The organism is Pseudomonas sp. PDM22, assembly GCF_014851965.1.
Lineage (GTDB): Bacteria > Pseudomonadota > Gammaproteobacteria > Pseudomonadales > Pseudomonadaceae > Pseudomonas.
Genome location: NZ_JACVAR010000001.1, coordinates 1,061,820 through 1,088,325, shown reverse-complemented (window position 1 = coordinate 1,088,325; position 26,506 = coordinate 1,061,820). Strand labels below are relative to the sequence as shown.

The following is a 26,506-nucleotide window of genomic DNA, read 5'->3' as shown; positions in this document are numbered from 1 at the left end:
CCCGCTTCGGAGGATCAATGCATTCTTTTGTAACAGGAGCTGTATGCGCGTTGCTGGTGCTGGCCAGCCCCCTGGCCCTGGCCGAATGGCAACTGGACGGCGACACCTCGCGGATCAGCTTCGTCTCGGTCAAGCGCGGCAAGATGGCAGAAGTGCAGCGTTTCGACCGCCTCTCCGGGCAGATCGACGACAAGGGCGCGGTGCGTGTGGTGGTGCCGCTGGAGTCCATCGACAGCGGCCTGGCACTGCGCGACGAGCGTATGCGCAATGCCTTCTTCGAGATCGAGCGCTTCCCTGAGGCGATCGTCAGCAGCCAGCTGGACCTCAGCCGTTACGAGGACCTGCAGGTCGGCCAGTCGCGCCAGGAAACCGTGGATTTCAACCTCGACCTGCACGGCCAGCAGCGCCGGCTCAAGTCCGAGGTGCTGGTCAGTCGTCCCAGCGAGAGCCGCATCGAAGTGACGACCATGGAGCCGCTGGTGCTCAAGCTGATCGACTTCGACCTGGAAGAGAAGCTGGAGCCGCTCAAGGAAGTCGCCAACGTCCCTTCGATTACCCCTGAGGTGCCGGTGTTTGCGGTGCTGGGGTTCAGTCAGGTGATCAAGCAGGCGCCGTGACACGCGCACCATGACCCTGTAGGAGCGGGCCATGCCCGCGATCCGCCGGCAGGGCCGGCGCTTTCTTTTGCTCCTGGTGTTGGTCCTGTATTGCTGCGTTGGCCTGGGGATTTCTGCGCCGCTTCGGCGTGCGCTCGGATTCCTGGTTTCGCCCCCTCGGGCGAGTTACTTTTCCAAACGACGGAAGGCCGCCCCCCGAAAAGTAACCAAAAGGCTTGCCCCGGACATCCGGTTTTTCGCTTAGGCGAAAAATTCCCTCGTTGAATCGAAGTTTCAGGGGCACGAACTAGGCGTCCCCCCACGAAGGGCCATCCCTGGCCCATCGCGGCTCTCGCGACATCCATGTCGCTCAACCCCTGAAACTCCAATTCAACGAGGCCTCCTGAATGGGGCCGTTCGGAGTGCGCGGGTATTTCTCTGGAAGTCTTCAAGAGCCAGAGCCATGCCGAGACCGTGGCTTTTCGTAGGACCGAGGGGCGCCTGGTCCTTGCTCGCGAACCGCACGGCACAGCGGCAATCGCGAAAACAGCCAGCCTTAAGCTCGCACTGCAATCGCCGGCACATCGGGCTGGAAGCGAAAGCCAGAGCCCACGCTGCAACTGGAAGCGCCGATGATCACGAAGGTGAGCAGCAGGATGGTTTTCATGGTGATGCTCCTGTCATTCAGGATTGGACAGCCTCCAGTCTAGGCCGCGCCGCCCGATGCGCGCCGAAGGTCAGGAAACTCCCCGCCGCGAACAGCCAGGCAGCGATCCCTCCGTAGCCGAGCACCCAGCCGAATCCCTGCACCAGTGCCGCACGGGCGCCGTCCGGATCGTCCGCACCCAGCCGGCCGCTGGCGATGCTGGCCGCCAGTTGCAGCTTCTCGCCACTCTCTACGCCCTGTAGCGCGGCCGCGACGCCGGAAAGCAGGATCAGCCCCATCACCGCGATATTGATCGCCAGGGAGATCATCCGCGCGCTCATGTCGATGCCTGAGGCCATGCCGGCGCGGGTGGCGGGCACGGCGGCGGTGGAGGTGTTGGTCACCGTGGTGTTGGTCAGCCCCAGGCCGATGCCGGCCAGCACGCAGCCGGGCAGCAGGGTCAGCCAGCTGGCATGGTCCACGCTGCTGCCCCAGAGCATCAGGAAGAAGCCGGCGCCAATCACGAACATTCCGCCGGGAATCACCCAGCCGGGGTGGAAGCGATGCGCCAGGCGCTCGGCGATCGGCGGTACCACCAGCGTCGGCAGGGTGTAGGCGAGCAGCGACCAGCCGGCTTTCACGTCGTCGTAGCCGAGCACGCCGTGGTAGTAGACCGGCAGGTAGATCATCAGCGGCCAGAAGCTCACGTTCATCCCAGCCGAGGCGAACATCGCGCCGGAGAATGCGCGGATGCGCAGCACCGAGAAGTCGAACATCGGGTGGGCGACGCGGCGCTCGATCAGGACGAAGGCCGCCAGGCTCGCGAGGCTGAGCAGCAGGATGGCCAGCGCCGCCGGGCTGGCGTAGCCCATGTCGGCGCCCTGGGTGATGTAGAACACCGTGCCGAGCACTGCCAGCGACAGCGTGAGCATGCCGCCGACATCCAGCCGCTCGGCATCCGGATCGCGCGACTCCACCGCGCCGTATTGCGCCAGCGCCAGGGTGAGCAGGGCGAGCGGCCCGTGGACCAGAAACACCCACTGCCAACTGGCCAGGGCGACGATGGCGCTGCCGACGATCGGCCCGAAGCCCAGGCCGATGCCGAACACCACACCCCAGGCGGCGAAGGCGCGCACGCGCTCGGCCGGGTCGCTGAACTGACTGGTCAGCACGGCCACCTGGCAGATCAGCATGACCCCGCCGGCGGCGCCCTGCAGGAAGCGCCCGGCGATCATGGTCGGCATGTCGCCCGCCAGCCCGCAGAGCAGCGAGGTCAGGCCTAACAGCGCCAGGCTGATGACGAACAGGCGCTTGCGGCCGAAGCGGTCGGCCAGGGTGCCGGCGGCCATCAGCACGCTGGTGACGGCAATGGTGTAGGCGTTCATCACCCATTGCAGGTCCTGGAAGTCGCCGTGCAGCACGCGCTCCAGGGCCGGCAGGCTGGCCGGCACGCTGGAGATTTCCAGGCCGAACATCATCGAGGACAGGCACACCGCCGCCAGGGCGATGAGGTTTCTTGGGTTGCGGTGGGCAGTCATGGGAGTGGGCTCCATAGGGCGAGCCACCATTGTCGAAAAGAACAGGGTTCCCCATTGGCTCCATTTGGTCCCATCATTGAGTCTTTTCAGGATTCAAAGGGGAAGGGTGATGGATGACCGTCTCGATGGCATCGCTACCTTCGTTCAGGTGGTCGACGCCGGCAGCTTCGCCCTCGCGGCGGAGCGCCTGAGCCTTACTCGTTCGGCGGTGGGCAAGGCCATCGCCCGGCTGGAGGCGCGCCTGGGCGTGCGCCTGCTGCAACGCACCACGCGCAGCCAGAACCTCACCGACGACGGCCAGGTGTTCTACGACAGCTGCGTGCGCGCGCTGGCCGAGCTGGACGCCGCGCATACCGTGCTGGAGGGCGGGCGGATGGAGCCGCGCGGGCGCCTGCGGGTCAGCGTGCCGATCTCCTTCGGCCACCTCTGCGTGGCGCCGCTGATGCTGGCGCTGGCGCGGCAATATCCGTCATTGAAGATCGACCTGTCGTTCACCGATCGCCGCGTCGACCTGGTGGAAGAGGGCATCGACCTGGCCGTGCGCATCGGCCCGCTCAGCGACAGCGCCACACTCGCCGCCCGCAAGCTGGGCGTGCAGTACACCGGCATCGGCGCGGCGCCGTCGTACATCGCCGAACATGGCATGCCCGACCACCTCGACGATCTGGTCGGCCACGCTTCCATCAGCTATTCCGTGGCTGGCGTCACCTCGCCCTGGGACATGCGCGATGACGACGGCTACGCCAGGCGCATCGAGATGGACCCGCAGCTGAGCATGGACGATCTGCAGGCCATCACCGCCGCCGCCGTGGCCGGTTTCGGCCTGGCACGCCTGCCGACCTGGCTGTTGGCGCGGCACGTGAAGCGTGGCGAGCTGGTGGTGGTGAAGGGACGCTGCAGGTTGCCGCCGCTGGAGATCCATGCGGTGTGGCCGAAGACGCGCTACATGCCGTCGAAGATTCGTTGCGCCATCGATGCGCTGGTGGCCGGTGTTCCCGGGTTGCTGGCCGACTGAACCATTGGCGCTCACGCCTGCCCAATGGGCTCGCCGGTCGGCCGGTTTGCAAGCCGACGGCGGGCCGCTATCGTTGGCCGTTGATCCATCCGTTTTCCATGTAAGGGATTCCATGCGCTCGCTGTTCGCCTTTCTCTTCGCGGCCTGCTTCGCCGCTTCTGCCCAGGCTGCCTGGTACCTCGACTACGAGTCCTCGCGGCTGACCTTCGTCACCACCAAGAACGCCGATATCGCCGAGGTGAACCGCTTCCTGGTGATGCACGGCAAGGTGGAGGAGCAGGGCCGGGTGGAGCTGCGTATCGAGATGGATTCGCTGAGCACCGGCATCCCGCTGCGCGATGAACGTGTGCGCGATCAGCTGTTCGATACCGAGAAGTTCCCCGAGGCGCGCATCACCTCGACCATCGACCTGCGCCCCATCACCGATCTCGCCAACGGCGTGCAGCTGGAAACGCGCCTGCCGCTGCGCCTGGAGCTGAACGGTCAGGCGAAGGACTACCGCACCGACGTGCTGATCACTCGCCTGGACGAGCATCGCTTCCAGGTGGTGACGCTCTCGCCGCTGGTGATCAACGCCGCTGACTTCGGCCTCGCGCCGGGCGTGGCGCAGCTGCGCAAACTGGCCGGGCTCAAGAGCATCGGCCTGTCGGTGCCGGTGGGCGCCGTGCTGATCTTCGCCTCGCGGTGAGCGGGCCGATCTTCCCCTGGCGGACGGGCAACCGTTTCGCCCTGCTCTGCGATGGCGAGCGCTTTTTCCCGCGCATGTTCCAAGCCATCGACAGCGCCGAGCGGCAGATCGAACTGGAGCTGTACCTGGTGGAAAGCGGCAGCTGCGCCGAGGCGCTGCTGGATCGCCTGCTGGCTGCGCGCTCGCGCGGCGTGAAGGTGCGTTGCCTGTTCGACGCCTTCGGCAGCCTCAAGCTCTCCAGCGCCTGGACGCGCCAACTGCTGGAGGCGGGCGGCGAGCTGCGCCACTACAACCCGCTGAACTGGAAGGCCGGCATTCGCAATCTGTACCGCGATCACCGCAAGCTGTTGCTGGTGGACGAGCGCATCGCCTATGTCGGCGGTACCGGCGCCACCGACGAGTTCTGGTCCGCGCGGGAGAACCGCAGCGACTGGCACGAAGTGATGGTGGAGATGACCGGCCACATCGTCGCCGACTGGCAGCGGCTGTTCGAGCGGCAGTGGAATGCCTGTCTCGGCGTGCGCGCCTGGAAGCCGCGCGAGGAAGTCCTGCTGACCCGCCTGCCGCCGATCCCCAACTACGGCGAAGGCCTGGCGCGGGTCGCCTATGCCGACGCCGGCCAGCACAGGGACATCCTCCAGGCGCTGGTGCGTTCGCTGCGTGGCGCGCACCAGCGTGTGTGGCTGGCGACGCCGTATTTCCTGCCGACCTGGAAAGTCCGCCGCGCCCTGCGCAAGGCCGCCCAGCGCGGTGTCGACGTGCGCCTGCTGCTCACCGGGCGCCTCACCGACCATGCTCCCGTGCGCTACGCGGGTCAGCGCTATTACCCCGGCCTGCTGCGTGCCGGGGTGAAGATCTTCGAATACCAGCCGCGCTTCCTTCATCTGAAGATGGTACTGGTCGATGACTGGGTCAGCGTCGGCTCGTGCAACTTCGATCATTGGAACCTTCGGTTCAATCTGGAGGCCAATGTAGAAGCGTTCGATCCGTCGTTCACCGCGGCGGTGGCCGACTGCCTGGCCGCCGACTTCGCACAGAGCCGCGAGATCGACCTGGGCTTCTGGCGCGCGCGTCCCTGGTGGAAGCGCCTGCGCGAGCGCCTGTGGGGCTCGCTGGACCGACTGGTGGTGAACTTCCTCGATCGCCGCCGCTGATGTCGTCGTGGTTCGTCCAGCTGTCGTTCGCCTACCTGGAAGGAGAGAAGCGTGGAGAACATACGAAAAAAGGAGCGTTTCATCGGGCTGGAGTGGCTGCGCTTCCTGATGGGCCTCTACGTGGTGATCTATCACACGCTGCACAGCTACCCGGCGGAGCAGAAGTTCGCCGGCCTCGATGACCTCACCGCATTGGGCTTCTTCGCCACCAGCACCTTCTTCGTGCTCTCCGGCTTCCTGCTCTGCCACGTCTACGTCACCGACGGGCAGCTGCGCGAGAGCCCGCGCAGCTTCTTCACCAAGCGCCTGTCCAACCTCTACCCGCTGCACATCTTCTCGATCCTGCTGACCATCACCGTGCTGCTGGTGGTGAGCGGGCTGGGCATCGGCCCGGACCTCGATCAGGCGACACCGCGCTTCGTCATCTACGACACCAACGAGGCCATCGGTCGGTTGCAGCCGGAACTGTTCCACCACTGGATGAGCGATCGCGAGCTGCTGTTCAACAGCATTCTCCAGCTCACCATGCTGCAGGCCTGGAACCCGTATTACCTGACCTTCAACGCGCCGCTCTGGTCGCTGTCGACGCTGTTCTTCTTCTACCTCTGCTTCCCCTTCGTCGCACCGCGCCTGGCGCGCCTGCAGAACAAGTGGCGCTGGTTGCTGGCGCTGTGGGGGCTCTACCTGATCCCGCCGATCCTGGTGGTCGCCAGCGAGCAGTACGGCATGCCCTGGACCGGCCTGCTGCACCGCAACCCGCTGCTGCGTTTGCCGGAGTTCCTCAGCGGCATCCTCGCCTACGGGCTGTTCCGCGAGTACAAGGACGCAGGCCGCCTGCCGGGGCGCGGGATGCTGGTGGCGATGGGGGCTTTCGTGCTGGCCAATTTCCTCGTCGCCGATTACCTCTACACCCACGGCGCCAAGTACTGGTACTTCCTCCTGCATAACGGCCTGCTGCTGCCGGCGCAGTTGGTGCTGGTCTACATGAGCGCCTTGCCGCGCGATCCGCAGAGCAGCTTGATCCGCCACTGGTCGCCGAGACTGGGGGCTGCATCGTTGTCGCTGTTCGCCCTGCATGTGCCGCTGTTCACCCTGTTCTCGCGCACCGAGAAGCTGATCCGCGCGCCGGGCGACTGCCTGGCCGACTGGGCCTTCTGCGTCGAGTCGGCGACCCACCAGCAGCTGTCGCTGTGGCTGTATCCGCTGTTCCTGCTGTTCATGGTCACCAGTTGCGTGCTGGTGCAGGAACGCTGCGTAGTGCCGGTGCGCAAATGGCTGGTGCGCCACCTGTTGCCGGCGCCGCCCGCACCGCCCGCCACGCGGCGACGGGTGGTGACCGAGTCCTGAGGCGCGTTCGTCGGCCACACCCGCGAACTGCCTTGAAGGCTGGCGCGCAGGGATACGCTTCTGTCGCGGTTGGAACTTCGGCTGGCTTCACGGCCCATGCTAGGTTTCAACATTGCTGCCGCCTTGCCGGCGGCGGCACCTGCGGACTCCCGCCATGCCCCTGGATATCCGTCTGCTCAGCGGCGATGCCCTTCGCCCGTTCATCGATGATCTGGCGCGACTGCGTATTACCGTATTCCGCGAGTATCCGTACCTCTACGACGGCAGCCCGGAGTACGAAGCCGGATACCTCGACAGCCACGTGCGCTCCGCCTGGAGCCTGTGCGTGCTGGTGATCGATGAGGGCAGGGTGGTGGGGGCCTCGACCGGGCTGCCGTTGCTGGACGAGTCCGAGGCTTTGCAGCAGCCGTTCCTGGTGCAGGGCTGGAACCCGGAACGAATCTTCTATTTTGGCGAGTCGGTGGTTCTGCCGGAGTACCGCAGCGCCGATCTCGACCTGCGCTTCTTCGAGGAACGCGAGCGCTTTGCGCGTAGCCTGGATCGCTTCGACTGGTGTGCCTTCTGCGCCCTTCGGCGGCCGCCGGAGCATTGCGCGCGACCTGCCACCTACCGCTCGCCGGACGCCTTCTGGCTGCAGCGGGGCTTCACTCCGCAACCCTCCCTGCAGACCGAATACCACTGGCGGGATATCGGCGAGCAACGGGAGACGGCCAAGTCGATGATGTTCTGGCTCAAGGACCTGAGCTGACGCACGTCAGTGTTCGGGACGCTGGATCGGGGACAGGTCTGCGCCGGTGGCCCAGGTGTGGCCGAGAAGAGATCGACCCGGACTTTCGACGGGTGGCAAGGCGCGAAGCGCTGGTTATGCTCCGGGTATAACCATAAGAGGGACTTTCCATGCTCCGAGTGGCCCTGTGCGCCTTTTTCCTGATGCTCGCTGGTTGCAGCTCGCCCGGTGCGTTCTTCGGCGCGGTCGACGGGCCGCCGTTCGGCGCGCTGCCTGCGGATGCGCAGCAGGCCACGGTGTACATCTACCGGCCGCAGAACCAGTGGTCCGACGAGGAGCTGGAAGCGCCCGGCCTGTTCATCAACAACGAGCTGATCGGCAGCCTGCCGAGCAATGGCTACTTCGCCCTGAGCTTCGCCCCGGGCAGTTATCCGCTGCAGATGCGGCGCCCACTGCTGGGCAGCTTCTGGACCTTCTTCGCCGGCGGCAGCCTGGACTTCACCCTGATCGCCGGCTTCACCCTGGAAGCCCGCGCTGGCGAGGTCTACTATCTGCGCTACGACGAAACCCACACGCCGCCCAAGTACGAGCACACCGCCGGCCAGGGCGCCGGCCCGCTGCAACTGGTGGGCAAGGAGCTGGGCTCGCGGGAAATCCCCGCCACGCGGCAGGTCCAGGAGCCCGTGAGCATCGCCGCCAGCGGCAAGGAAGTCGAAGGACCGGGCTTCTTCGAACGCATCGGCCTCTGAGGTTGCCAAGCCACACGCGAAGACCGGAATAGACAGCTGCAGCTCTTGACCCGGTAGGGGAAAATTCGACCTCCGCTTTAGGAATCCAAGCGATTTCGGCGGCTTGCGTCGTGGCAGAAAAATCGTGACTCCACATTCAGGGAGTCACGCTATGGAACAGGCCGACAGCAACAAGATCGGGGTGGTGGCGGCCACCCTGATGGTGGCAGGCAACATGATGGGTTCGGGCGTATTCATGCTCCCGGCCAACCTCGCCACCACCGGCGGCATTGCCCTCTACGGGTGGTTCATCACCATCGTCGGCGCCGTGTCGCTGGCATTGGTCTTCGCCAAACTGTCGGCGATCGACCCGGCGGCGGGCGGCCCCTACGCCTACACCAAGAAGTCCTTCGGCAACTACATGGGCTACCAGACCAACCTGATCTACTGGTTGGCCAACGTGGTAGGCAACGTCGGCCTGGCGGTGGCCGGCCTGGGTTACCTGTCGCACTTCTTCCCCAGCCTGAAGGACCCGCTGGTCTCCGCCATGGCGCAGATCGCGGTGATCTGGTTCTTCACCTACGCCAACATCCTCGGCCCGTCGGTGGTCGGCAAGCTGCAGTCTTTCACCACCGTGTTCGCCCTGTTCCCGATCATCGGCATGGCGCTGCTGGGCTGGTTCTGGTTCAGCGGCGACATCTACAAGGCCGGCTGGAACGTCTCCGGCAAGAGCGGTTTCGAGGCGGTCGGCTCGACGCTGAACTACACGCTGTGGGCCTTCATCGGTGTCGAGAGCGCGTCGGTGTCGGCAGGTGTGGTGCGTGACCCGGCGCGCAACGTGCCGATCGCCACCGTGGGCGGGGTGCTGATCGCAGCGGTCTGCTACGTCCTCAGCTCCACCGCGATCATGGGCATGATTCCGAACAAGGACCTGCTCGCCTCCAGCGCCCCCTTCGCGGATGCCGCGCGCCTGGCGCTGGGGGATACCGCCGCCAACGTCGTGGCCCTCTGCGCGGCGATCGGCTGCCTCGGCTCGCTGGCCGGCTGGACGCTGCTCGTTGGGCAGACCGCCAAGGCGGCGGCGGACGACGGCCTGTTCGGCAAGATATTCGCCAAGGTCAATGCCAAGGGCGTGCCCTCGGCGGGGTTGGCCATTGTCGCGGCGATCATGAGCATCCAGGTGCTGGCGACCATGTCGCCCACCGCCAGCCAGCAGTTCGGCAAGATCGCCTCCATCGCGGTGATCATGACGTTGCTGCCGTACATCTACTCGGCCATCGCCATCAAGGTGATGGGCTACCAGAAGATGCCGGCGCGGCAGTATGGCTTCTATACCTTCGTCGGCATCATCGCCGCGATCTACAGCCTCTGGGCGATGGTCGGTTCCGATGGCGAGCAGACGCGCTGGTCGCTGATCTTCGTGGTCTCCACGATCATCTTCTACGAGCTGTCGATCAACAGCATGCGCACCGTCGAGGAAACCGGCGTGCATCCGGGCGGCGTCTCGCCGGGCTGGATCCGCTTTGGCACCCTGGCACTGACCATCATCGCGCTGGTGGCGATGTTCTGGGTCTCGGTCGGCCGCCACGACAACCTCAACCTGCGGCCGCGGGTACCGCAACCCGCTGCCGCCGCAGTGACTGTGCCGGCTGCCCCCGCAGCCGTCGTCCCTGCCCCCAACTGATCCCTCCGCCTGCACGCGCCTTCTCCGATGGCGCTGAAGGCGGGGCAGGCGCCTGCCTGGCTGACGGCTTGAGAGCCGCCAGTCGTATCAAGGAGTTCCCATGTCTGAGTCCGCTACCAAGAACACGCTGGATGTCGTGGTGCTGATGGTCCACGAGGGGCTGGAGCAGCCCACGTCTGCAGGTCGAGCCGCGCGTGCGCTGGTCCAGGATCTGCAGCGTCGCGGTGTGACTGTGCTGCTCGCTGCGAGCGCCAACGACGCCTGCGCGGTGATCGAGTCCAACCCCGCTCTGCAATGCCTCCTGCTGAACTGGGAGTTGCCCGGCGGTGCGCTGTCGGTTCTGCAGACGCTTCGCCAGCGCCACGCGCAACTGCCAGCCTTCCTCATGGCGTCGCGCGGTGATGCGGCGTCCATCGATCTGCAGGCACTGCGCCTGTCGGACGATTTCATCTGGCTGCTGGAAGACACCACCGACTTCATCGGCGGTCGCATCATCGCGGCCGTCGAGCGTTATCGCGACGCGGTGCTGCCGCCGATGTTCAAGGCGCTGATGAAGTTCTCCCGCGTCTACGAATATTCCTGGCATACGCCGGGCCATACTGGCGGCACGGGCTTCCTCAAGTCGCCGGCCGGGCGAGCCTTCTTCGACTTTTTCGGCGAGGAGCTGCTGCGCTCGGACCTGTCGATCTCCGTCGGCGACCTGGGTTCGCTGCTCGATCACAGCGGTCCCATCGGTGATAGCGAGCGCTATGCTGCGCGGGTGTTCGGTGCCCATCGCAGCTACCACGTCACCAACGGCTCCTCGACGTCCAACCGGGTCATCCTGATGGCCAGCGTCACCCGCGACCAGATCGCCCTGTGCGACCGCAACTGCCACAAGTCCGCGGAACATGCGATGACCATGTCGGGGGCGATTCCCACCTACCTGGTGCCCTCACGCAACCACCTTGGCCTGATCGGCCCGATACTGCCCGAACGGCTGACGCCCGTGGCGGTGAAGCGCCATATTGCCGAAAACGCGCTGGCACATCCGGGGATCGATCCCACGCCACGCCACGCGATCATCACCAACTCCACCTACGACGGCCTCTGCTACAACGTGGCAAGGGTCGAAGAGCTGCTCGGGCAGAGTGTCGACCGCCTGCACTTCGACGAGGCCTGGTACGGCTACGCGCGCTTCAACCCCATCTACCGCCAGCGCCACGCCATGCACGGCGACCCGGCCGAGCACACGGCGGACCGCCCCACGGTGTTCGCCACCCAATCCACCCACAAGCTGTTGGCGGCCTTGTCCCAGGCCTCGTTCATTCACGTGCGCGATGGGCGCAATCCGGTGAAGCACGCGCGCTTCAACGAGTCGTTCATGATGCATGCGTCCACCTCGCCGCAGTACGCGATCATCGCTTCCAACGATGTATCGGCGGCCATGATGGACGGGCAGGGCGGGGTGGCGCTGACCACCGACGCCATCCGCGAGGCGGTGGCCTTCCGCCGCCTGCTGGCGCGCCTGAACAATGAGTTCGCCGAGCAGGGCGACTGGTTCTTCGATGCCTGGCAGCCCGACGAGGTGCGCGACCCGAGAACCGGCCGCAAGGTGTCGTTCTTCGAGGCGGACGAGGAGCTTCTGGTCAGCGACCCGCAGTGCTGGACCCTGGCGCCGGGAGCGCAGTGGCACGGCTTCGGCGAGATCGAGGACGGCTACTGCATGCTCGATCCGATCAAGGTCTCGGTGGTGACGCCCGGTGTCGCGCCCAATGGTGGCTTGATGCCGGTCGGTATCCCCGCGGCGGTCCTCACCACCTATCTGGCGCAACAGGGCATAGTGGTGGAGAAGACCACCGACTTCACCCTGCTGTTCCTCTTCTCCATCGGTGTGACCAAGGGCAAGTGGGGCACGCTGGTGAACGCGCTGCTGGGCTTCAAGCGCGATTACGACTGCAACCTTCCGCTGTCGCGCGCGCTGCCGCAGCTGGTCGCGAGCTGGCCGGAGCGCTACGGCGACATCGGGCTCAAGGACCTCTGCGACCGGATGTTCGAAAGCATGGCCGAACTGCAGACCACCACCCTCATGGGCCAGGCCTTCTCGTTGCTGCCCGAGCCGCGACTGACGCCAACTGCCGCCTACGAGCAACTGGTGAAGAACAACATCGAACAGCTGACGCTGGAGGAGATGAGTGATCGCACCGTGGCGACGGGCGTGGTGCCCTATCCGCCGGGCATTCCGCTGTTGATGCCGGGTGAGAATGCCGGTCCGGGCAACGGTCCTGTACTGGGTTACCTGAAGGCACTGGAAGCCTTCGACCGGCGTTTCCCGGGCTTCACCCACGATACCCACGGCGTCGAGGTAGAGGACGGTTTCTATCGTATCGCCTGCCTCAAGAACTGACGGCCAAGGGTAACCAACCGACGGCGGAGCCTCGCTTCGTCGTCGGCTTTTTCCGGCTTGGCTGTCTGTTTTTTGGGGTATGAGATGAACTCATAGCTCCTTGAGTTTTTATGGTTACCGGGCCGATTTGGCCCGGTGCTAAAAATCGTCGCACCAGCTCATCGACAACAACAAAGAGCGACGCGACATGATCACCTCCCTGCTTTCCCTGCCCTCGATCCGTCCTCCGCGTTCCGGCCTGTCCGGTGCCTCTGCGCACCCGTCCGACTCGCCTGTCGATTCCTGATCCCACTCCGATTTCCTCCGGCGCCCTGCGCCGGCTTTGCCACGGGCCGCGCAAGCAGGCCCGGGCTTTCCTGCACCCCCACGATTCCATGAGGTACCCCATGAAAAAGCTCGACCTGTATATCGGTGAAGGTTTCGAAGGCCCCGGCGTCAACGCCGCGCACATCAATATCCTGCTCGGTCCGCGCAGCGGCCCGGCCGGCCAGGCCTTCTCCAACAGCCTGGCTTCGCCCAGCCAGGGCCACTGCCCGTTCATGGTGATCGCCCAGCCGAACATTCCGGTCAAGCCGATGACCCTTTACGTGAACAAGGCCGAGATCGATGGTGACCTGCACGCCAACGCCACCTGGGGGGCTTCCCAGGCGGGCATCGCCAAGGCCGTCACCGAGGCGCTGCTGGACGGCACCCTGCCTCCGGAAGCCGAGGACGAATGGGCCATCGTCACCGCCAACTGGGTCAATCCGGGCTGCGACGACCTGGATGCCGTCTACCGCAACAACTACAACGCGTGCCGCACCGCGATCCGCGCGGCGCTGACCTGCAAGCCCGAGCGTGCGCAGCTGGCCGACGTGGTCAACGCCATTGCCAACCCCTTCTACACCCCCAAGGCCTGAGGTCCGCACCATGCAATACATCCGTCTCGGCAACTCCGGCCTGCAGGTTTCCAAGCTGTGCCTGGGCACCATGAACATGGGCACCCCGGACTGGAAACCGTGGATCTTCGATGAGGCCAAAAGCGAGCCGATCGTGAAGCACGCGCTGGATGCCGGCGTGAACTTCATCGACCTCGCCGACTTCTACTCGGCCGGTGTCGGCGAGGAGGTGGTCTGCCGCATCCTCAAGCGTCTGGTGCGTCGCGAGGACGTGGTGATCACCACCAAGGTCGGCTACGGCACCCGTCCCGGCATCAACGCCAGCGGGCATTCGCGCAAGCACATCATGGATGGCATCGACGCCTCCCTGAAGCGCATGGGCATGGATTACGTCGACATCTACATGCTGCACTTCTACGACGTGAACACCCCGGTGGAAGAGGTGATGGGCGCGCTCAACGACATCGTCCGCGCCGGCAAGGCCCGCTACATCGGCGTGTCCACCATGCTCACCGGCCAGCTGGCGAAGATCCTCATGGCCTGCGAGCGCAACGGCTGGGTCAAGCCGATCAACATGCAGCTGCAGCTCAACTGCGCCTACCGCGAGGAAGAGCGCGAGATGATCCCGTTCTGCCGTGACCAGGGCCTCGGCGTCTCGGTGTTCAGCCCGCTGGCGCGGGGACTGCTGACCGGCGACGTGAGTTCCACGCGTAACCAGACCGACTTCTTCACCCAGCAGATGTATGCCGACGACGCCTCCTTCGAGATCGCCCGTTCGGTGCAGCGCGTTGCCCAGCGGCGCGGAGTGTCCAATGCGCAGATCGCCCAGGCCTGGGTCCTGCAGCATTCGGGCGTGGATTGCATGCTGGTCGGCGCTGACACCACCGCGCAGTTCGACAGCGCGCTGGCTGCACTGGAGACTCGCCTGGATGATGAGGAAATCTTCGAGCTGGAGCGCAACTACACGCCCTGCGACGTGATCAACGACTACAGCGCCGGCAAGCGCATCCTGCGGGTCGCCCGCCCCATGCGCGAAGCCTTCGCGCTGACGGAGGCGGTGGCATGAGCGAGTTGCTGAAGACCGGCCATTACATCGACGGGCAATGGGTTAAGGGTGGCGCGACCTACCCGGTGCGCAACCCGGCCACCGGCGCGCTGATCGCAGACGTTGCCCGTGGTGGCGCAGAAGAAACCAATGCAGCCATCGCCGCCGCCGAACGTGCATTGCCGGCCTGGCGCGCGTTGACTGCCAAGGAACGCAGCGCGCACATCCGCCGCTGGGGTGAGCTGATGCTGCAGCGCCAGGACGACCTGGCGCGTCTGCTCAGCACCGAGCAGGGCAAGCCGCTGGCCGAGGCCAAGGGCGAAGTAGCCTATGCGGCGAGCTTCCTCGAGTGGTTCGCCGAGGAAGCCAAACGTGTCTACGGCGACGTGATCCCTTCGCACAAGGGGGATGCGCGCATCGTGGTCATCAAGCAGGCGATCGGCGTGGTTGCGGCGATCACTCCGTGGAACTTCCCGCTGGCGATGGTCACCCGCAAGGTCGGTCCGGCGTTGGCCGCCGGCTGCACGATGATTCTCAAGCCTTCGGAAGAAACCCCGCTGTCGGCCTTCGCCCTCGCGGTGCTGGCGGAACAAGCGGGCATCCCGCCGGGCGTGTTCAACATCGTTTCTGGCGACGCCCCGGCCATCGGCGGCGCGCTGCAGGCATCGGGGGCGGTGCGCAAACTGTCGTTCACCGGCTCGACCCGCACCGGCAAGCTACTGATGCGCCAGGCGGCGGAAACACTGAAGAAGGTCTCGCTGGAGCTGGGCGGCAACGCCCCCTTCATCGTCTTCGATGACGCCGATATCGAGGCCGCCGTGCGCGGCGCCATGGCCTCGAAGTTCCGCAACACCGGGCAGACCTGCGTGTGCGTGAACCGCTTCTACATCCAGGACGGCGTGTACGACGCTTTCGTTTCGCGCCTCACCCAAGCAGTGCTCGCCATGCGCGTGGGCAATGCACTGGAAGGCGAGACCGAGCAGGGCCCGCTGATCAACGAAGCAGCGCTGGCCAAGGTCGAGCAGCACGTCGGCGATGCGTTGGAGAAGGGCGCGAAGCTGCTCTGCGGTGGCCGTCGCCATGCGCTGGGCGGCACCTTCTTCGAGCCGACGGTGTTGGCCGAAGCGAGTCCGAAAATGCTGATTGCCAGTGAGGAAACCTTCGGCCCTGTAGCGGCCTGTTTCCGATTCCGCGACGAGTCTGAAGTCCTGAGTCTGGCGAACGATACGCCCTACGGACTTTCCGCCTATTTCTACAGCCGCGACATCGGCCGCGTCTGGCGCATGGCCGAGGGCCTGGAGGCCGGCATGGTAGGCATCAACGAAGGAATCATCTCCACCGAAGTGGCGCCTTTTGGCGGCATCAAGGAATCGGGCCTGGGCCGCGAAGGTTCCAGGTACGGCATCGAGGACTATGTGGAGATCAAGTACCTGCTCATGGGCGGCCTGTCCGTCTGACGCTTCGCCAAGGCGTTCTGCCTCATCCGCCGCGCCCTCCGGGGCTCGGCGGCTCAACCTCGCTGTGTTTCCAATAACAAAAAGTCGGAGACGATCATGTCGGGTCAACCAGTCAAAATCGATGACCTGCCCATCGGCAGGTTCCACATCAAGATCGCCGGCCTCACCTTCGGCGCCCACTTCACCGACGGCTACATCCTCGGCCTCATCGGCATCGCCTTCACCCTGATCAACCCGCAGATGGCGCTGACGCCATTCTGGCAGGGGCTGATCGGCAGCTCCGCGCTGCTCGGGCTGTTCTTCGGCAGCCTGTTCTTCGGCTGGATTTCCGACCACCTCGGCCGCCAGAAAATCTTCCTCATCAGCTTTGTGCTGATCACCATCGCCTCGGTGATGCAGTTCTACGTCGAAACCGCGATGCAGCTGTTCCTCTGCCGCGTGCTGATCGGCATCGGCCTGGGCGGTGACTTCAGCGTCGGCCACGCCATGCTCGCCGAGTTCTCCCCCCGCAAGCACCGTGGTGTGTTGCTGGGCTCGTTCAGCGTGATCTGGACCTTCGGTTATGTCGCCGCCACCTTCGTCGGCACCGCTCTGCTGGCGCTGGGTGACGATGCGTGGCGCTGGATGCTGGCGTCCTCGGCGATCCCCGCGGCGATGATCCTGATTGCCCGCATCGGCACGCCCGAATCGCCGCGCTGGCTGATCCACAAGGGCCGTGTCGAGGAAGCCCGCGCCATCGTGCACAAGCACCTGGGCGCCAACGTGGAGATCGACGAAGAAGTCATCACCCGCAAGCACGCCGGCTACAGCGCGTTGTTCAGCCGCGAGTACCGCAAGCGCACGGCGTTCAACTGCCTGTTCTTCATCTGCATCGTCATGCCGTACTTCGCCATCTACACCTTCCTGCCCTCGATCCTGCAGAAGATGGGGCTGTCCGAAGGCTTCGGCACCGAGATGATGCTCAACGCGCTGCTGGTGGTCGGGGCGCTGCTGGGTATCTGGTGCACCATCAGGTTCACCCGCCGTGGCTTCCTCATCAACTCCTTCCTGATCCTCGCCGCTTCGCTGTTCCTGCTGGTGTTGCTGCCGGGCAGCATGGCCTGGCTGATGGTGGCGTGCTTCGGTCTGTTCACCCTGGTGCTGTCGGCGGTGAGCAACCTGGTCGGCGTCTACCCGGCGGAAAGCTTCCCCACTGAAGTGCGCGCCGGCGGTATCGGCCTGGCCACGGCGGCCAGCCGCCTGGGCTCGGCGCTGAGTACCTTCCTGCTGCCGGTCAGCGTGGCGGGTATCGGGCTCAATCCGACCATGGCGATCCTCGCCGGCATTCTGTTGCTCGGAGCGATCATTTCCATCGCCTGGGCGCCGGAGACCAAGGACCTGACCCTGACCCACGCCTGTCGCGCCGAGTCAGAGCCGGTGCCGGGTGATGCAGCCGAAAAGACCGCGCAACTGGTCTGACTTCTCCCCTCGGCTTGTACAAAAGGGCGCACCGGGAAACCGGTGCGCCCTTTTGTCTGTAGGCTCTAGTTCGGTGTTTTGCGGGACGGTTCCTCGGATATTTGTGTTGCGCTTGTAGGAATTTGGCGCAACTGGCGGGGGGACCATCCGTATCTATTTCTACCCCGATTCAGCGCTCCGGATGGCGATTAAGGTAACGACTCCTGCCTCGGACTGCCGTCTTCGCACGCTTGTACAACGGTGCAAAGGTCCCAGGCGATCACTCTTCCGCAAGGAGTCGCCATGCACCTGCGTCCCGCCGTTGCCGCCATCTTTCCGAATGGCCTGCCGTCGCTCCCCGCCGTCGCCCTGCTGGCCTGCGCTTCCCTGAGCGGCTGCATGACCGACCAGCAGTTCATTGCGCAGAACCAGAGCGCAGCCATCAACACCGCCTTGTCCCGCGCGCGGTTCGAACTCGACTGCCCTGGCGCCACCGCCACCGTGCTGTCGAGCAAGGTCACCCAGTTCGCCTACGCCAACAACCGCACCGAATACACCATCGGCGCACGCGGCTGTGGTCGGCAGGCGGTGTACATCGCCTTCTGCCTGACGCCCGACAGCTGCACTGCAGTCAGCGATACCGCACGCCTCGCCCAGTGACGCAGTCGCTTCGCGTACCTGTTCCGCTCACAAGAAGCCGAGCCCAAGGAGGGTTCCCCATGCAAGTACTCAAGACCATGCCCCTGATCGCTGCGCTGGCCCTGGCGGCCGCGGCCCCGGCGATGGCCGCCGATATTCCGCTGGGTACCGCGGTCGTGTCCGATGAGGTGGTGACCAAGGTCGTTTCCGTCGATGCGAAGGATCGCCGCATCGTTGTCGAGGACGAGGCCGGCAAGCCGCTGACCGTGCAACTGACCGACGCCGCGCAGGACCTGGGGCATCTCAAGGCGGGCGACTACATCGCCGCGCTGGTCGTTCACTCCGCGGCCTTCGACCTCGATACCCAGGTCCAGACGCAGGCTCCCGGCGGCCTTGAGGTCGATGGCGCGGTCATGGCCACTCCGACCAACCCGCATCCCGGTGGCGATGCGTTCCGCATGGCCCGCGTCCAGTTGAAGATCGTCGGTATCAATCTCAGGAAACATGAGCTGACCTTCGAAGGACCGAACGGCGCAACCAAGGTGGTGCAGGTCGATGACGCCAAGCTGCGCAGTCGCATGAACGAGCTGAAGACGGGCCAGATTCTGACAGTGACCTACGAGGACACCCTGCAGATCGTCACCGCCCACCCGGTTGCTCAGCCGGCGGCGTCGGCCAAGTCCGCCAACTGATGCCATCGCGGAGCTCCCGCCATGGCGGGAGCTCCCTTTCCCGTTCCCACGCCTTCGGGCAATCGCTGTGGATTGACTATGCGCCTGACTCCTTTGGGCTGCCCCTGCGCAGTTCTACTCGCGACCGTATTCCTGACCGCCTGTGATCGGGTGGAAACAAGGCCCGTCGTGGCCGCTCCAGTCGCTGTCACGACCGTCGTGGCGAAGCCGGCCAGCCTGCCGGCGAGCATGACCTTCGTCGGGCAGACCCAGAGTCCGCAGGCGGTGGACATCCATGCGCGGGTCGATGGTTTCCTGCTCAGGCGCAACTACAACGAAGGCAGTGTAGTGAAGGCCGGCGACCTGCTTTTCGAGATTGACCACGCACCGTTCCAGGCCCAGCTCGATTCGGCCAGGGCGCAGTACGCCGCGCAGAAGGCCAGCTACGATCGCGCCAAGGCCAACCTGGACCGCGTGCTGCCGCTGGCGGCGGAAAAGGCCCTGAGCCCGAAGGACCGCGACGATGCCATCGGCACGGCCAAGTCCGCCGAGGCCTCCATGGAGGCGGCGCTGGCCCAGGTCAGGACCCAGGAGCTGAACCTCTCCTACACCTACGTGCGCTCCCCGGTCGATGGCATCAGCGACTACGCCCACGTCAACGACGGGACCTACGTCAACGCCAGCAACAGCCTGCTGACCTCGGTGTCCACGCTGGACCCGATGCGCGTGGTGATGAGCGTGAGCGAAGAACAGTTCCTCGCCATCCGCGACCTGCGCGACAGCGGCCGCCTGGTGTTGCCGGCCGACGGGCGTCTCGAGGCTGACCTGCAGATGTCGGACGGCTCGCGCTATCCGGCAACCGGCGTGGTGACCTTCGCCTCTTCCACCTTCAACCAGCAGACCGGCACCTTCATGGTCCGTGCCGACTTCGCCAATCCCAAGGGCAATCTGCGCCCCGGCCAGTTCGTGCGCATCACCCTGAAAGGCGCGAACTATGCCAATGCCATCCAGCTGCCGCAGCGTGCGGTCATGCACGGGCCCAAGGGCGACTTTGTCTACGTGGTCAACGGCGACAAGGCCGAGGAGCGCCCCGTGCAGATGGCCGAGCCATCCGGGGAGTTCTGGCGGGTCGAGAAGGGGCTCAAGGGCGACGAACAGGTGGTGGTCGACGGCGCCGGGAAGCTCATGCCCGGCGCCCCCCTGAAGATCACCGGCGACGCGCCGGCCGGAAGTTTCGGCCCAGCGTCCCCGAAGGCAGAGTGAGGCGACCGTCATGCTTTCCCGTTTCTGTATTGACCGTCCCATCTTCGCGATGGTGTTGTCGCTGATCATCATCATCGCCGGCGGCGTTTCCATCTTCGCCCTGCCGGTAGCGCAGTACCCGGACATCACGCCCATCCAGATCACCGTGACGGCGACCTATCCGGGCGCCGACTCGCAGACCATTGCTTCCACCGTGGCGGCGCCCATCGAGACACAGGTCAACGGTGTCGACAACATGCTGTACATGCAGTCGGTCAGCTCGCCCACCGGGCAGATGACGCTGAACGTGTACTTCGACATCGGCACCGACCCGGACATCGCCCAGGTCCAGGTACAGAACCGCGTCAGCCAAGCGCTGGCGCAGCTTCCGCAGTCCGTTCAGCAGAATGGCGTGAACGTGCAGAAGCGCTCATCCAGCTTCCTCATGCTGCTGGCGATCTACTCGCCGGACGGCAGCTTCGACCAGCAGTACGTGGGCAACTACGCCAACCTCTACGTGCTGGACGCGATCAAGCGCATCCAGGGCGCCAACCAGGCGCAGATCATGGGCGACGCCGACCTCGCGTTGCGTATCTGGCTCAAGCCGGACCGCATGGCTGAATTGGGCATCACCGCGACCGACGTGCAGAACGCGGTCAGCCAGCAGAACCAGCAGTTCGGCGCCGGCAACATCGGCCAGGCGCCGTCCCAGGGGATGATGGAACTGACCTATCCGCTGGTTACGCCAGGGCGCATGAAGACTGCCAAGGAGTTCGAGCAGATCATCCTGCGCGCCGACGCCAATGGCACCGCCATCGTTCGCCTGGGCGATGTGGCCAGTGCCGAGATCGGCCTCAACCAGTACAGCATGCGCTCCGCGCTCAACGGCAAGACGGCGACCATGATCGCGGTCTACCAGCAGGCTGGCTCCAATGCCCTGGAAGTGTCGAAGAACGTGCGCGCGGCGCTGGCGGACATGTCGACCACCTTCCCCCAGGGCATCGGCTATGCCGTCTCCCTGGATACCACCGAGTTCGTGCGTTCCTCGATCCACGAGGTGGTGGTCACGCTGCTGATCGCCATCGCCCTGGTGGTGCTGGTGGTGTTCATCTTCCTGCAGAGCGTGCGCAGCACCCTGATTCCGGTGGCTGCGGTGGTCGTGGCGGTGATCGGCACCTTCGGCGCGCTGCTGGCGCTGGGCTTCTCGATCAACCTGCTGACCCTCTTCGCTTTGGTGCTGGCCATCGGCATCGTGGTCGACGACGCCATCGTGGTGGTGGAGAACGTCGAGCGGAACATGGAGACGTTCCACCTGAACGCCCACGACGCCACGGTCAAGGCGATGGAGGAGGTGACCGGCCCGGTGATCGCCATCGTGCTGGTGCTCTGCGCGGTGTTCATTCCCGTGGCCTTCGTCAGCGGCACCACCGGCCTGCTGTATCGCCAGTTCGCCTTGACCATCGCCTGCTCGGTGGTCATCTCGGGCTTCGTCGCCCTGTCATTGTCGCCGGCGCTCGCCTCGCTGATCCTCAAGCCGGGCCAGCATGCTCGCTGGAAGGGCTTCCAGTGGTTCAACCGGGCTTTCGACAGGATGACCCATGGCTTCGTCGGTCTGGTTGCCCTGGTCGTGCGGCGCATGGTGCTGGCGCTGGTGCTGTTCGCGGCAATGCTGCTGGGCATCGCTACACTGTTCTCGAAGATTCCCACCAGCTTCGTCCCTGAAGAAGACCAGGGCTATTTGCTGGTCGCGGTGATGATGCCGGACTCGGCCAGCCTGGATCGCACCGAAGCGACTACCGAGCAGGTCGCGGCGATGTTCCGCGAGCATCCTGCCGTGCAGGACGCTTCGGCGATCTCCGGCTACAGCTTCATCGATGGCCAGAACCAGACCAACATGGGCACGGTATTCCTCAACCTGAAGCCTTCGGAGCAGCGCAAGGGGGACGCGATGTCGGCCGATGGCATCATCCGCGCCCTCTACCCCAAGCTGGCGACCATTCCCCAGGCCCGCATCATCCCCATCAACCCGCCGTCGATTCCCGGCCTGGGCACCCAGGGTGGCTTCGAATTCTGGGTGGAGAACCGTGGCAACGGTGATGCGAAGGAACTCCAGGCGGCCACCTGGAAACTCATCGGCGCCGCCGCGAAGCGCCCGGAGCTGTCCGGCCTGATCAGCACCTTCCAGGCCTCGACCCGGCAGATGCGCGTCTCGGTGGACAACGCCAAGGCAGAGACCCTGGGCGTGCCGATGGCCGACGTGTATGGCGCATTGCAGACCCAGTTCGGTTCGGCCTATATCAGCCAGTACGTGCTGGGCAGTCGGGTATGGCAGGTGATCGTGCAGGGCGATGCGCAATACCGCAGTTCACCGACCGACCTGGGCTACCTCTACGTGCGGCAGAAGGACGGCAAGATGATCCCGCTGTCGGCCCTGGTGAAGACCGAGTTCACCTCCGGGCCGAGCCTGGTGACGCGTTTCAACAACTTCCCTGCGGCCAAGATTACCGGCAACGCAGGCCCAGGCTACAGCTCCGGCGATGCCATCAAGGCCATGCAGGAGCTGGCCCTGCAGGAACTGCCGCCGGGTTACAGCTTTGCCTGGAGCGGCGAGGCTTTCGAGGAGAACAAGGCGGGCAATACCACGGTGCTGGTGTTCGTCTTCGGCATCATCATGGTCTTCCTGATCCTGGCGGCCCAGTACGAGTCCTGGTCTCTGCCGCTGACCGTGCTCAGCGCGGTGCCCTTCGGCATCTTCGGCGCCCTGGTATCGATCTGGCTGCGCGGTATCTCCAACGACGTGTACTTCCAGATCGGTCTGGTCACGTTGGTGGGGCTGGCGGCGAAGAACGCGATCCTCATCGTCGAGTTCGTCATCCTGCAGCGCCAGGCCGGGTTGTCGCCGCTGGATGCGGTGCTCAAGGCGGTCGAGCTGCGCCTGCGGCCGATCATCATGACGTCCCTGGCCTTCATCTTCGGTGCCGTGCCGCTGGCCATCGCCAGCGGAGCCGGGGCCAACTCCCGCCACTCCATCGGCACCGGCATCATCGGCGGCATGATCGCGGCCACCAGCCTGGCGCTGGTATTCGTGCCGCTGTTCTCCTACATCGTCGAACGCTTCAGTGAGCGGCGGGAAAAGTCCAAAGCTTCCGTGACCACGGCAGCGACGCCCGGTGGCGACACTACCCAGGAGGCACACTGATGACTGCCAGAAAACTCTTGTTGGGACTGGCCGTCTCGACCCTGGCCGGCTGCATGGTCGGCCCCGACTATCAACGCCCCGAGGTCGCCATGCCGGCGGCTTACAGGGCGCACCTGAACGCCACCACGTCCCAGGTCGACGGCCCCTGGTGGAGCCAGTTCGGCTCTTCCACCCTGTCGTCGCTGGTCAAGGAAGGGCTGGCGAACAACCTCGATCTGCAGCGCGCTATCGCGCGCATCGAGCAGTTCCGTGGCCAGTTGCGCACGGTGCGGGCGGGACTGTTCCCACAGCTGGGGGTGGGCGCAGGGGCCAAGCGGGCACGGACTGACCAGTTCGTCGGTACGCCGCTGGCTGGGTTCGATGGAGTGGGCAACCAGTACCAGACTGGCCTCGATGCCAGCTGGGAGATCGACCTCTGGGGCAAGCTGCGTCGCCAGAGCGAAGCGGCAAGCGCGCAATTGCTCGGTGCGCAATACGCGCAGCGCGGCGTGGCGCTGAGCCTGGCCAGTTCGATCAGCGAGGGCTATCTCAACCTGCTGGCACTGGACGAGCAGCTCGTCATCGCCGAGCAGACCGCGCAGGCGCGCAAGGACGCCCTGGACATCTTCCAGAAACGCTATGACCGAGGCGTGATCCGCCAGATCGAACTCAGCCAGGCACAGAACGACTACTGGGCGACCCAGGCGGCGATTCCTCCCCTGAGAGCGAAGATCAGCGCAGCTGAGAACTCGCTGTCGGTGCTGCTCGGTCGAAACCCCGGCCCTATCGTGCGCAATGAACGCCTGTCTTCCCTGCGCGCGCCGAAGGTGCCTGACGTCCTGCCAGCCACCTTGCTGTCGCGACGCCCTGACCTGCTGCAGGCCGAGCAGGCTGTGGTCGCCAGCAACGCGATGGTCGGTGCGGCGCAGGCGCTGTACCTGCCGGACCTGAACCTGTCGGGGATGATCGGCTTCAGCCGGGGCGAGAGCGGGCAGTTGTTCGAGAGTGCATCCAAGGTCTGGAACCTGGCCCTGGGGCTCAACCAGACCGTGTTCGATGCCGGGGCAATCTCCGGACAGGTGCTCCAGGCGAAATCCGAGTACCAACAGTCGGTACTCGCCTACAAGCAGGCGGTGCAATCGTCGTTGGCCGATGTGAATGATGCGCTGGTGAGCACGCGGGAGACGGCGGCGCAGCTGACTGCGGTCGAGCAGCAGGTCGGCGCATTGCAGACCTACTCGCTGCAGGCGCGTCGCCTGTACGAGGGGGGATATTCGACTTACCTGGATGTCACCACGGCGGAAGAAAAACTCTTCGACGGGCAGTTGCAGGAGGTAAGCAGCCGCCTGGCTTCGCTGAATGCGTTCAACACGCTGTATCTCTCCGTGGGCGGCGAGGTGGGTGCGGATGCCGCGCTGCTGTTCAAGCCTGTCGCGCTGAAGGGGGGCTAGTTCGATGGCACTGGCAGCTTCCCGCCGCCGCGGGGAGAAAATCCGCATCTTCCGTGGCGATGATGCAGGCGATGCAGAAATCCTCGCGGCGCTACGGGGCGAGAAATTGGTGGTGCGCGGCGATGGCGTTTGCACGTCGCTGTCTCGGCCGCCGATGAAAGGCGTGATGGTGCGTCTTTCTATTCGTGCTCCCCGCTGCATCGAGGTGTTGCGCGACGAGTCGATCGGCAAGTCGAAACTCCCCCGCATCTGGCAATCCACCTGCGTAGGCGCCTCTCGGACGAGAGGCGCCTACGGTAATCAGCTTTGGGGAACGACACGCGCCCCGTTGCCACTGCCCTCGATGTACACCGCCATGCCTTGGCCGAGGTTGGGGTTCACCGGCTGGGTCACCGAGACCAGCACGCCGCTGCGCATGCGCACGATGACCTGCTGGGCTTCCTTGGGTTGGTCGTAAAGTTTCTTTTCCTCGTAGTCGCCACCCAGCGCTCCGCCCATTGCGCCAGCCACCATGGCTACGTCACTGCCCGTTCCGCCGCCAATCAGGCCGCCCAGTACTGCACCACCGATGCCTCCAAGCACGGCGCCGACGCCGCTGTCCTGGTTGCTCTGCATTTGCGTCAAGGTGATCTGCTCGATGCGCCCGCTGCGGATTGCTATCTCGCCCGGGCCGCCGTTACCGGCGTCGACCGTTGCGCAAGCGCTGAGGGAAAGGGCGAGCAGGGCGCTGACGAGCCAGGATGTTGCTGGTTTCATGTCTCTGTACCTCGAGAATTGCAGGCGCGCCCTCATTGGCATGCCTGTTTCCTGAGGTTAAGGGGATGCTTCCGGCGATGCTGCGGGGGTAGGTGAGTACAGGAAATGTCGCGGCAGACTCTAGGATGCTTCCGGCAGAACTGAGACGGGCACAGTGTCAAGAATGGGCGTGCACGCCGGTCGAGGCATGCGGCAGAGGCTTCACGAGGGGCTCCGTTACTCCCGTCTCTGTCTTGGGCCAGGTCCTGGTGTTTCGTGAGTCAGGGCCTGGCTTTTTTTACGCTCGCGAAGGCCGCTTCACGGATTCCGCTCCACATTCAGCCAATGCTGGAAGCGCTCCACTTTCGATAGGCCCAGCTTGTCGCTGGCGATATCCAGCCAATAGCCGTAGGGGCCGATCACCTCGACCGGGGTGATCGGCAACAGGCTGCCGCTGGCCAGTTCCCTTTCGATCATCTGCCGGTCGATCACCGCCAGCCCACCCCCGGCGAGGGCCGTATGGATGACCTGGTCCAGGGTGCTGAATTCGATGCCGCTGGCGGCATCGACGTCGCTGCGGCCGACCGCTTCCAGCCAGTTTTCCCAGACCCGCAGGCGCTTGCCTTCGTGCAGGATGTGCAGCAGCGGGTGGTCGTGCAGTTCCGGCGGTTGTTCGCCGTCGAACAGCTCCGGGCTTGCCACGGCTATGTGGCGCTCCATCACCAGCAACTCGCTGTGGCAGTGGGGGGCCTGCTCCAGGCCGAAGCGGATGCGGCAATCCAGTTCGCCAGCACTGTCGTCGCCCTGCTGGTTGGTGATGCTCAGGCTGATGTCCGGATAGCGCTTGAGAAAGCTGCGCAGGCGCGGCGACAGCCAGCGTGTCCCCCAGGTCGGTGGCGCGAGGATACGCAGGCGCTGGCGCAGGTTGGGCACGCGCACGGCCTGCAGGGCGCGCTCCATCTGGTCGAAGGCTTCACCCAGGTGTGGGGCGAGGGCGCTGCCGGCTTCGGTCAGTGTCAGGCCGCGTGGCGTGCGTAGGAAAAGGCTGATTCCGAGGTATTCCTCCAGTTGCTTGATCTGCCGGCTGACGGCTCCCTGGGTAACGTTCAGTGCATCGGCCGCCCGATTGAAACTGCGGTGGCGGGCTACTTCTTCGAAAACGCGGAGCATGGTCAGGGGCGGCAGGTTGCGCATGGCGGGGCCATCCGAAAGTACGCTCAAGGCGCGGGCTTTTTTCGCCGATTCTAACGGTGGCGATGCCTTC

The 26,506-nt window shown here is 65.1% G+C and carries 21 protein-coding genes and 1 pseudogene; 19 read left to right on the top strand and 3 right to left on the bottom strand.

The window, feature by feature from the left end; translation table 11 throughout:
- The first annotated feature begins 17 nt into the window (after window positions 1-17).
- On the top strand, window positions 18-617 hold the full coding sequence (locus IB255_RS05245; protein WP_081516353.1) for a YceI family protein: 600 nt from the start codon (window positions 18-20) through the stop codon (window positions 615-617).
- A gap of 663 nt (window positions 618-1,280) precedes the next feature.
- Here IB255_RS05245 and IB255_RS05240 read toward each other — a convergent pair.
- Window positions 1,281-2,780, bottom strand: coding sequence for an MFS transporter (locus IB255_RS05240; protein ID WP_192209847.1), 1,500 nt, complete (start codon window positions 2,778-2,780; stop codon window positions 1,281-1,283).
- Between the two features lie 109 nt (window positions 2,781-2,889).
- Here IB255_RS05240 and IB255_RS05235 point away from each other — a divergent pair, with 109 nt between their 5' ends.
- From IB255_RS05235 to IB255_RS05155, 18 genes and pseudogenes are all read left to right on the top strand, one after another.
- A complete protein-coding gene (locus IB255_RS05235; protein ID WP_081516351.1) occupies window positions 2,890-3,795 on the top strand; it encodes a LysR family transcriptional regulator in 906 nt (301 codons plus the stop codon).
- A 112-nt stretch (window positions 3,796-3,907) separates the two neighbouring features.
- Entirely contained in the window at window positions 3,908-4,483 is a 576-nt protein-coding gene (locus tag IB255_RS05230) for a YceI family protein (RefSeq protein WP_081516350.1), read from the top strand.
- Window positions 4,480-5,637 carry a phospholipase D-like domain-containing protein gene (locus IB255_RS05225; RefSeq protein WP_081516349.1) on the top strand — a complete coding sequence of 386 codons (1,158 nt, stop codon included), beginning with the start codon at window positions 4,480-4,482 and terminating at the stop codon, window positions 5,635-5,637. Before IB255_RS05230 ends, IB255_RS05225 begins: the two co-directional genes overlap by 4 nt.
- A gap of 51 nt (window positions 5,638-5,688) precedes the next feature.
- Complete coding sequence (locus IB255_RS05220) at window positions 5,689-6,984, top strand: acyltransferase family protein (protein ID WP_081516348.1); 1,296 nt, start codon at window positions 5,689-5,691, stop codon at window positions 6,982-6,984.
- A 160-nt stretch (window positions 6,985-7,144) separates the two neighbouring features.
- A complete protein-coding gene (locus IB255_RS05215; RefSeq protein WP_081516445.1) occupies window positions 7,145-7,732 on the top strand; it encodes a GNAT family acetyltransferase in 588 nt (195 codons plus the stop codon).
- Between the two features lie 149 nt (window positions 7,733-7,881).
- The gene (locus tag IB255_RS05210; protein WP_192209846.1) at window positions 7,882-8,460 is read left to right on the top strand and encodes a DUF2846 domain-containing protein; all 579 of its coding nucleotides are present in this window, start codon (window positions 7,882-7,884) and stop codon (window positions 8,458-8,460) included.
- Between the two features lie 151 nt (window positions 8,461-8,611).
- Complete coding sequence (adiC, locus tag IB255_RS05205) at window positions 8,612-10,123, top strand: arginine/agmatine antiporter (RefSeq protein WP_192209845.1); 1,512 nt, start codon at window positions 8,612-8,614, stop codon at window positions 10,121-10,123.
- A 100-nt stretch (window positions 10,124-10,223) separates the two neighbouring features.
- Window positions 10,224-11,996: pseudogene (locus IB255_RS05200) on the top strand (Orn/Lys/Arg decarboxylase N-terminal domain-containing protein); the annotation flags it as partial.
- Window positions 11,997-12,023: 27 nt separating this feature from the next.
- On the top strand, window positions 12,024-12,509 hold the full coding sequence (locus IB255_RS31165) for a hypothetical protein (RefSeq protein WP_412548110.1): 486 nt from the start codon (window positions 12,024-12,026) through the stop codon (window positions 12,507-12,509).
- A gap of 386 nt (window positions 12,510-12,895) precedes the next feature.
- On the top strand, window positions 12,896-13,408 hold the full coding sequence (fae, locus tag IB255_RS05195; protein WP_081516344.1) for a formaldehyde-activating enzyme: 513 nt from the start codon (window positions 12,896-12,898) through the stop codon (window positions 13,406-13,408).
- Between the two features lie 10 nt (window positions 13,409-13,418).
- Window positions 13,419-14,453, top strand: a complete 1,035-nt coding sequence (locus IB255_RS05190) for an aldo/keto reductase (RefSeq protein WP_151189736.1) — start codon at window positions 13,419-13,421, stop codon at window positions 14,451-14,453.
- On the top strand, window positions 14,450-15,889 hold the full coding sequence (locus IB255_RS05185) for an NAD-dependent succinate-semialdehyde dehydrogenase (RefSeq protein ID WP_081516342.1): 1,440 nt from the start codon (window positions 14,450-14,452) through the stop codon (window positions 15,887-15,889). The genes IB255_RS05190 and IB255_RS05185 overlap by 4 nt, the downstream gene beginning before the upstream one ends.
- 96 nt (window positions 15,890-15,985) lie before the next feature.
- Complete coding sequence (locus IB255_RS05180) at window positions 15,986-17,347, top strand: MFS transporter (RefSeq protein ID WP_081516341.1); 1,362 nt, start codon at window positions 15,986-15,988, stop codon at window positions 17,345-17,347.
- A 282-nt stretch (window positions 17,348-17,629) separates the two neighbouring features.
- Window positions 17,630-17,986: a hypothetical protein gene (locus IB255_RS05175; protein WP_081516340.1), complete on the top strand. Its 357-nt coding sequence runs from the start codon at window positions 17,630-17,632 to the stop codon at window positions 17,984-17,986.
- 59 nt (window positions 17,987-18,045) lie between these two features.
- On the top strand, window positions 18,046-18,657 hold the full coding sequence (locus IB255_RS05170; RefSeq protein WP_139791478.1) for a hypothetical protein: 612 nt from the start codon (window positions 18,046-18,048) through the stop codon (window positions 18,655-18,657).
- A 168-nt stretch (window positions 18,658-18,825) separates the two neighbouring features.
- On the top strand, window positions 18,826-19,899 hold the full coding sequence (locus IB255_RS05165; RefSeq protein WP_192209844.1) for an efflux RND transporter periplasmic adaptor subunit: 1,074 nt from the start codon (window positions 18,826-18,828) through the stop codon (window positions 19,897-19,899).
- 10 nt (window positions 19,900-19,909) lie between these two features.
- A complete protein-coding gene (locus IB255_RS05160; protein ID WP_192209843.1) occupies window positions 19,910-23,077 on the top strand; it encodes an efflux RND transporter permease subunit in 3,168 nt (1,055 codons plus the stop codon).
- Complete coding sequence (locus tag IB255_RS05155; RefSeq protein WP_192209842.1) at window positions 23,077-24,507, top strand: efflux transporter outer membrane subunit; 1,431 nt, start codon at window positions 23,077-23,079, stop codon at window positions 24,505-24,507. The genes IB255_RS05160 and IB255_RS05155 overlap by 1 nt, the downstream gene beginning before the upstream one ends.
- 300 nt (window positions 24,508-24,807) lie before the next feature.
- On the opposite strand, the gene IB255_RS05150 is transcribed toward IB255_RS05155, so the two are convergent.
- The gene (locus tag IB255_RS05150; protein WP_151188276.1) at window positions 24,808-25,263 is read right to left on the bottom strand and encodes a hypothetical protein; all 456 of its coding nucleotides are present in this window, start codon (window positions 25,261-25,263) and stop codon (window positions 24,808-24,810) included.
- Window positions 25,264-25,560: 297 nt separating this feature from the next.
- Complete coding sequence (locus tag IB255_RS05145; RefSeq protein WP_192209873.1) at window positions 25,561-26,436, bottom strand: LysR substrate-binding domain-containing protein; 876 nt, start codon at window positions 26,434-26,436, stop codon at window positions 25,561-25,563.
- Between the last annotated feature and the right edge of the window lie 70 nt (window positions 26,437-26,506).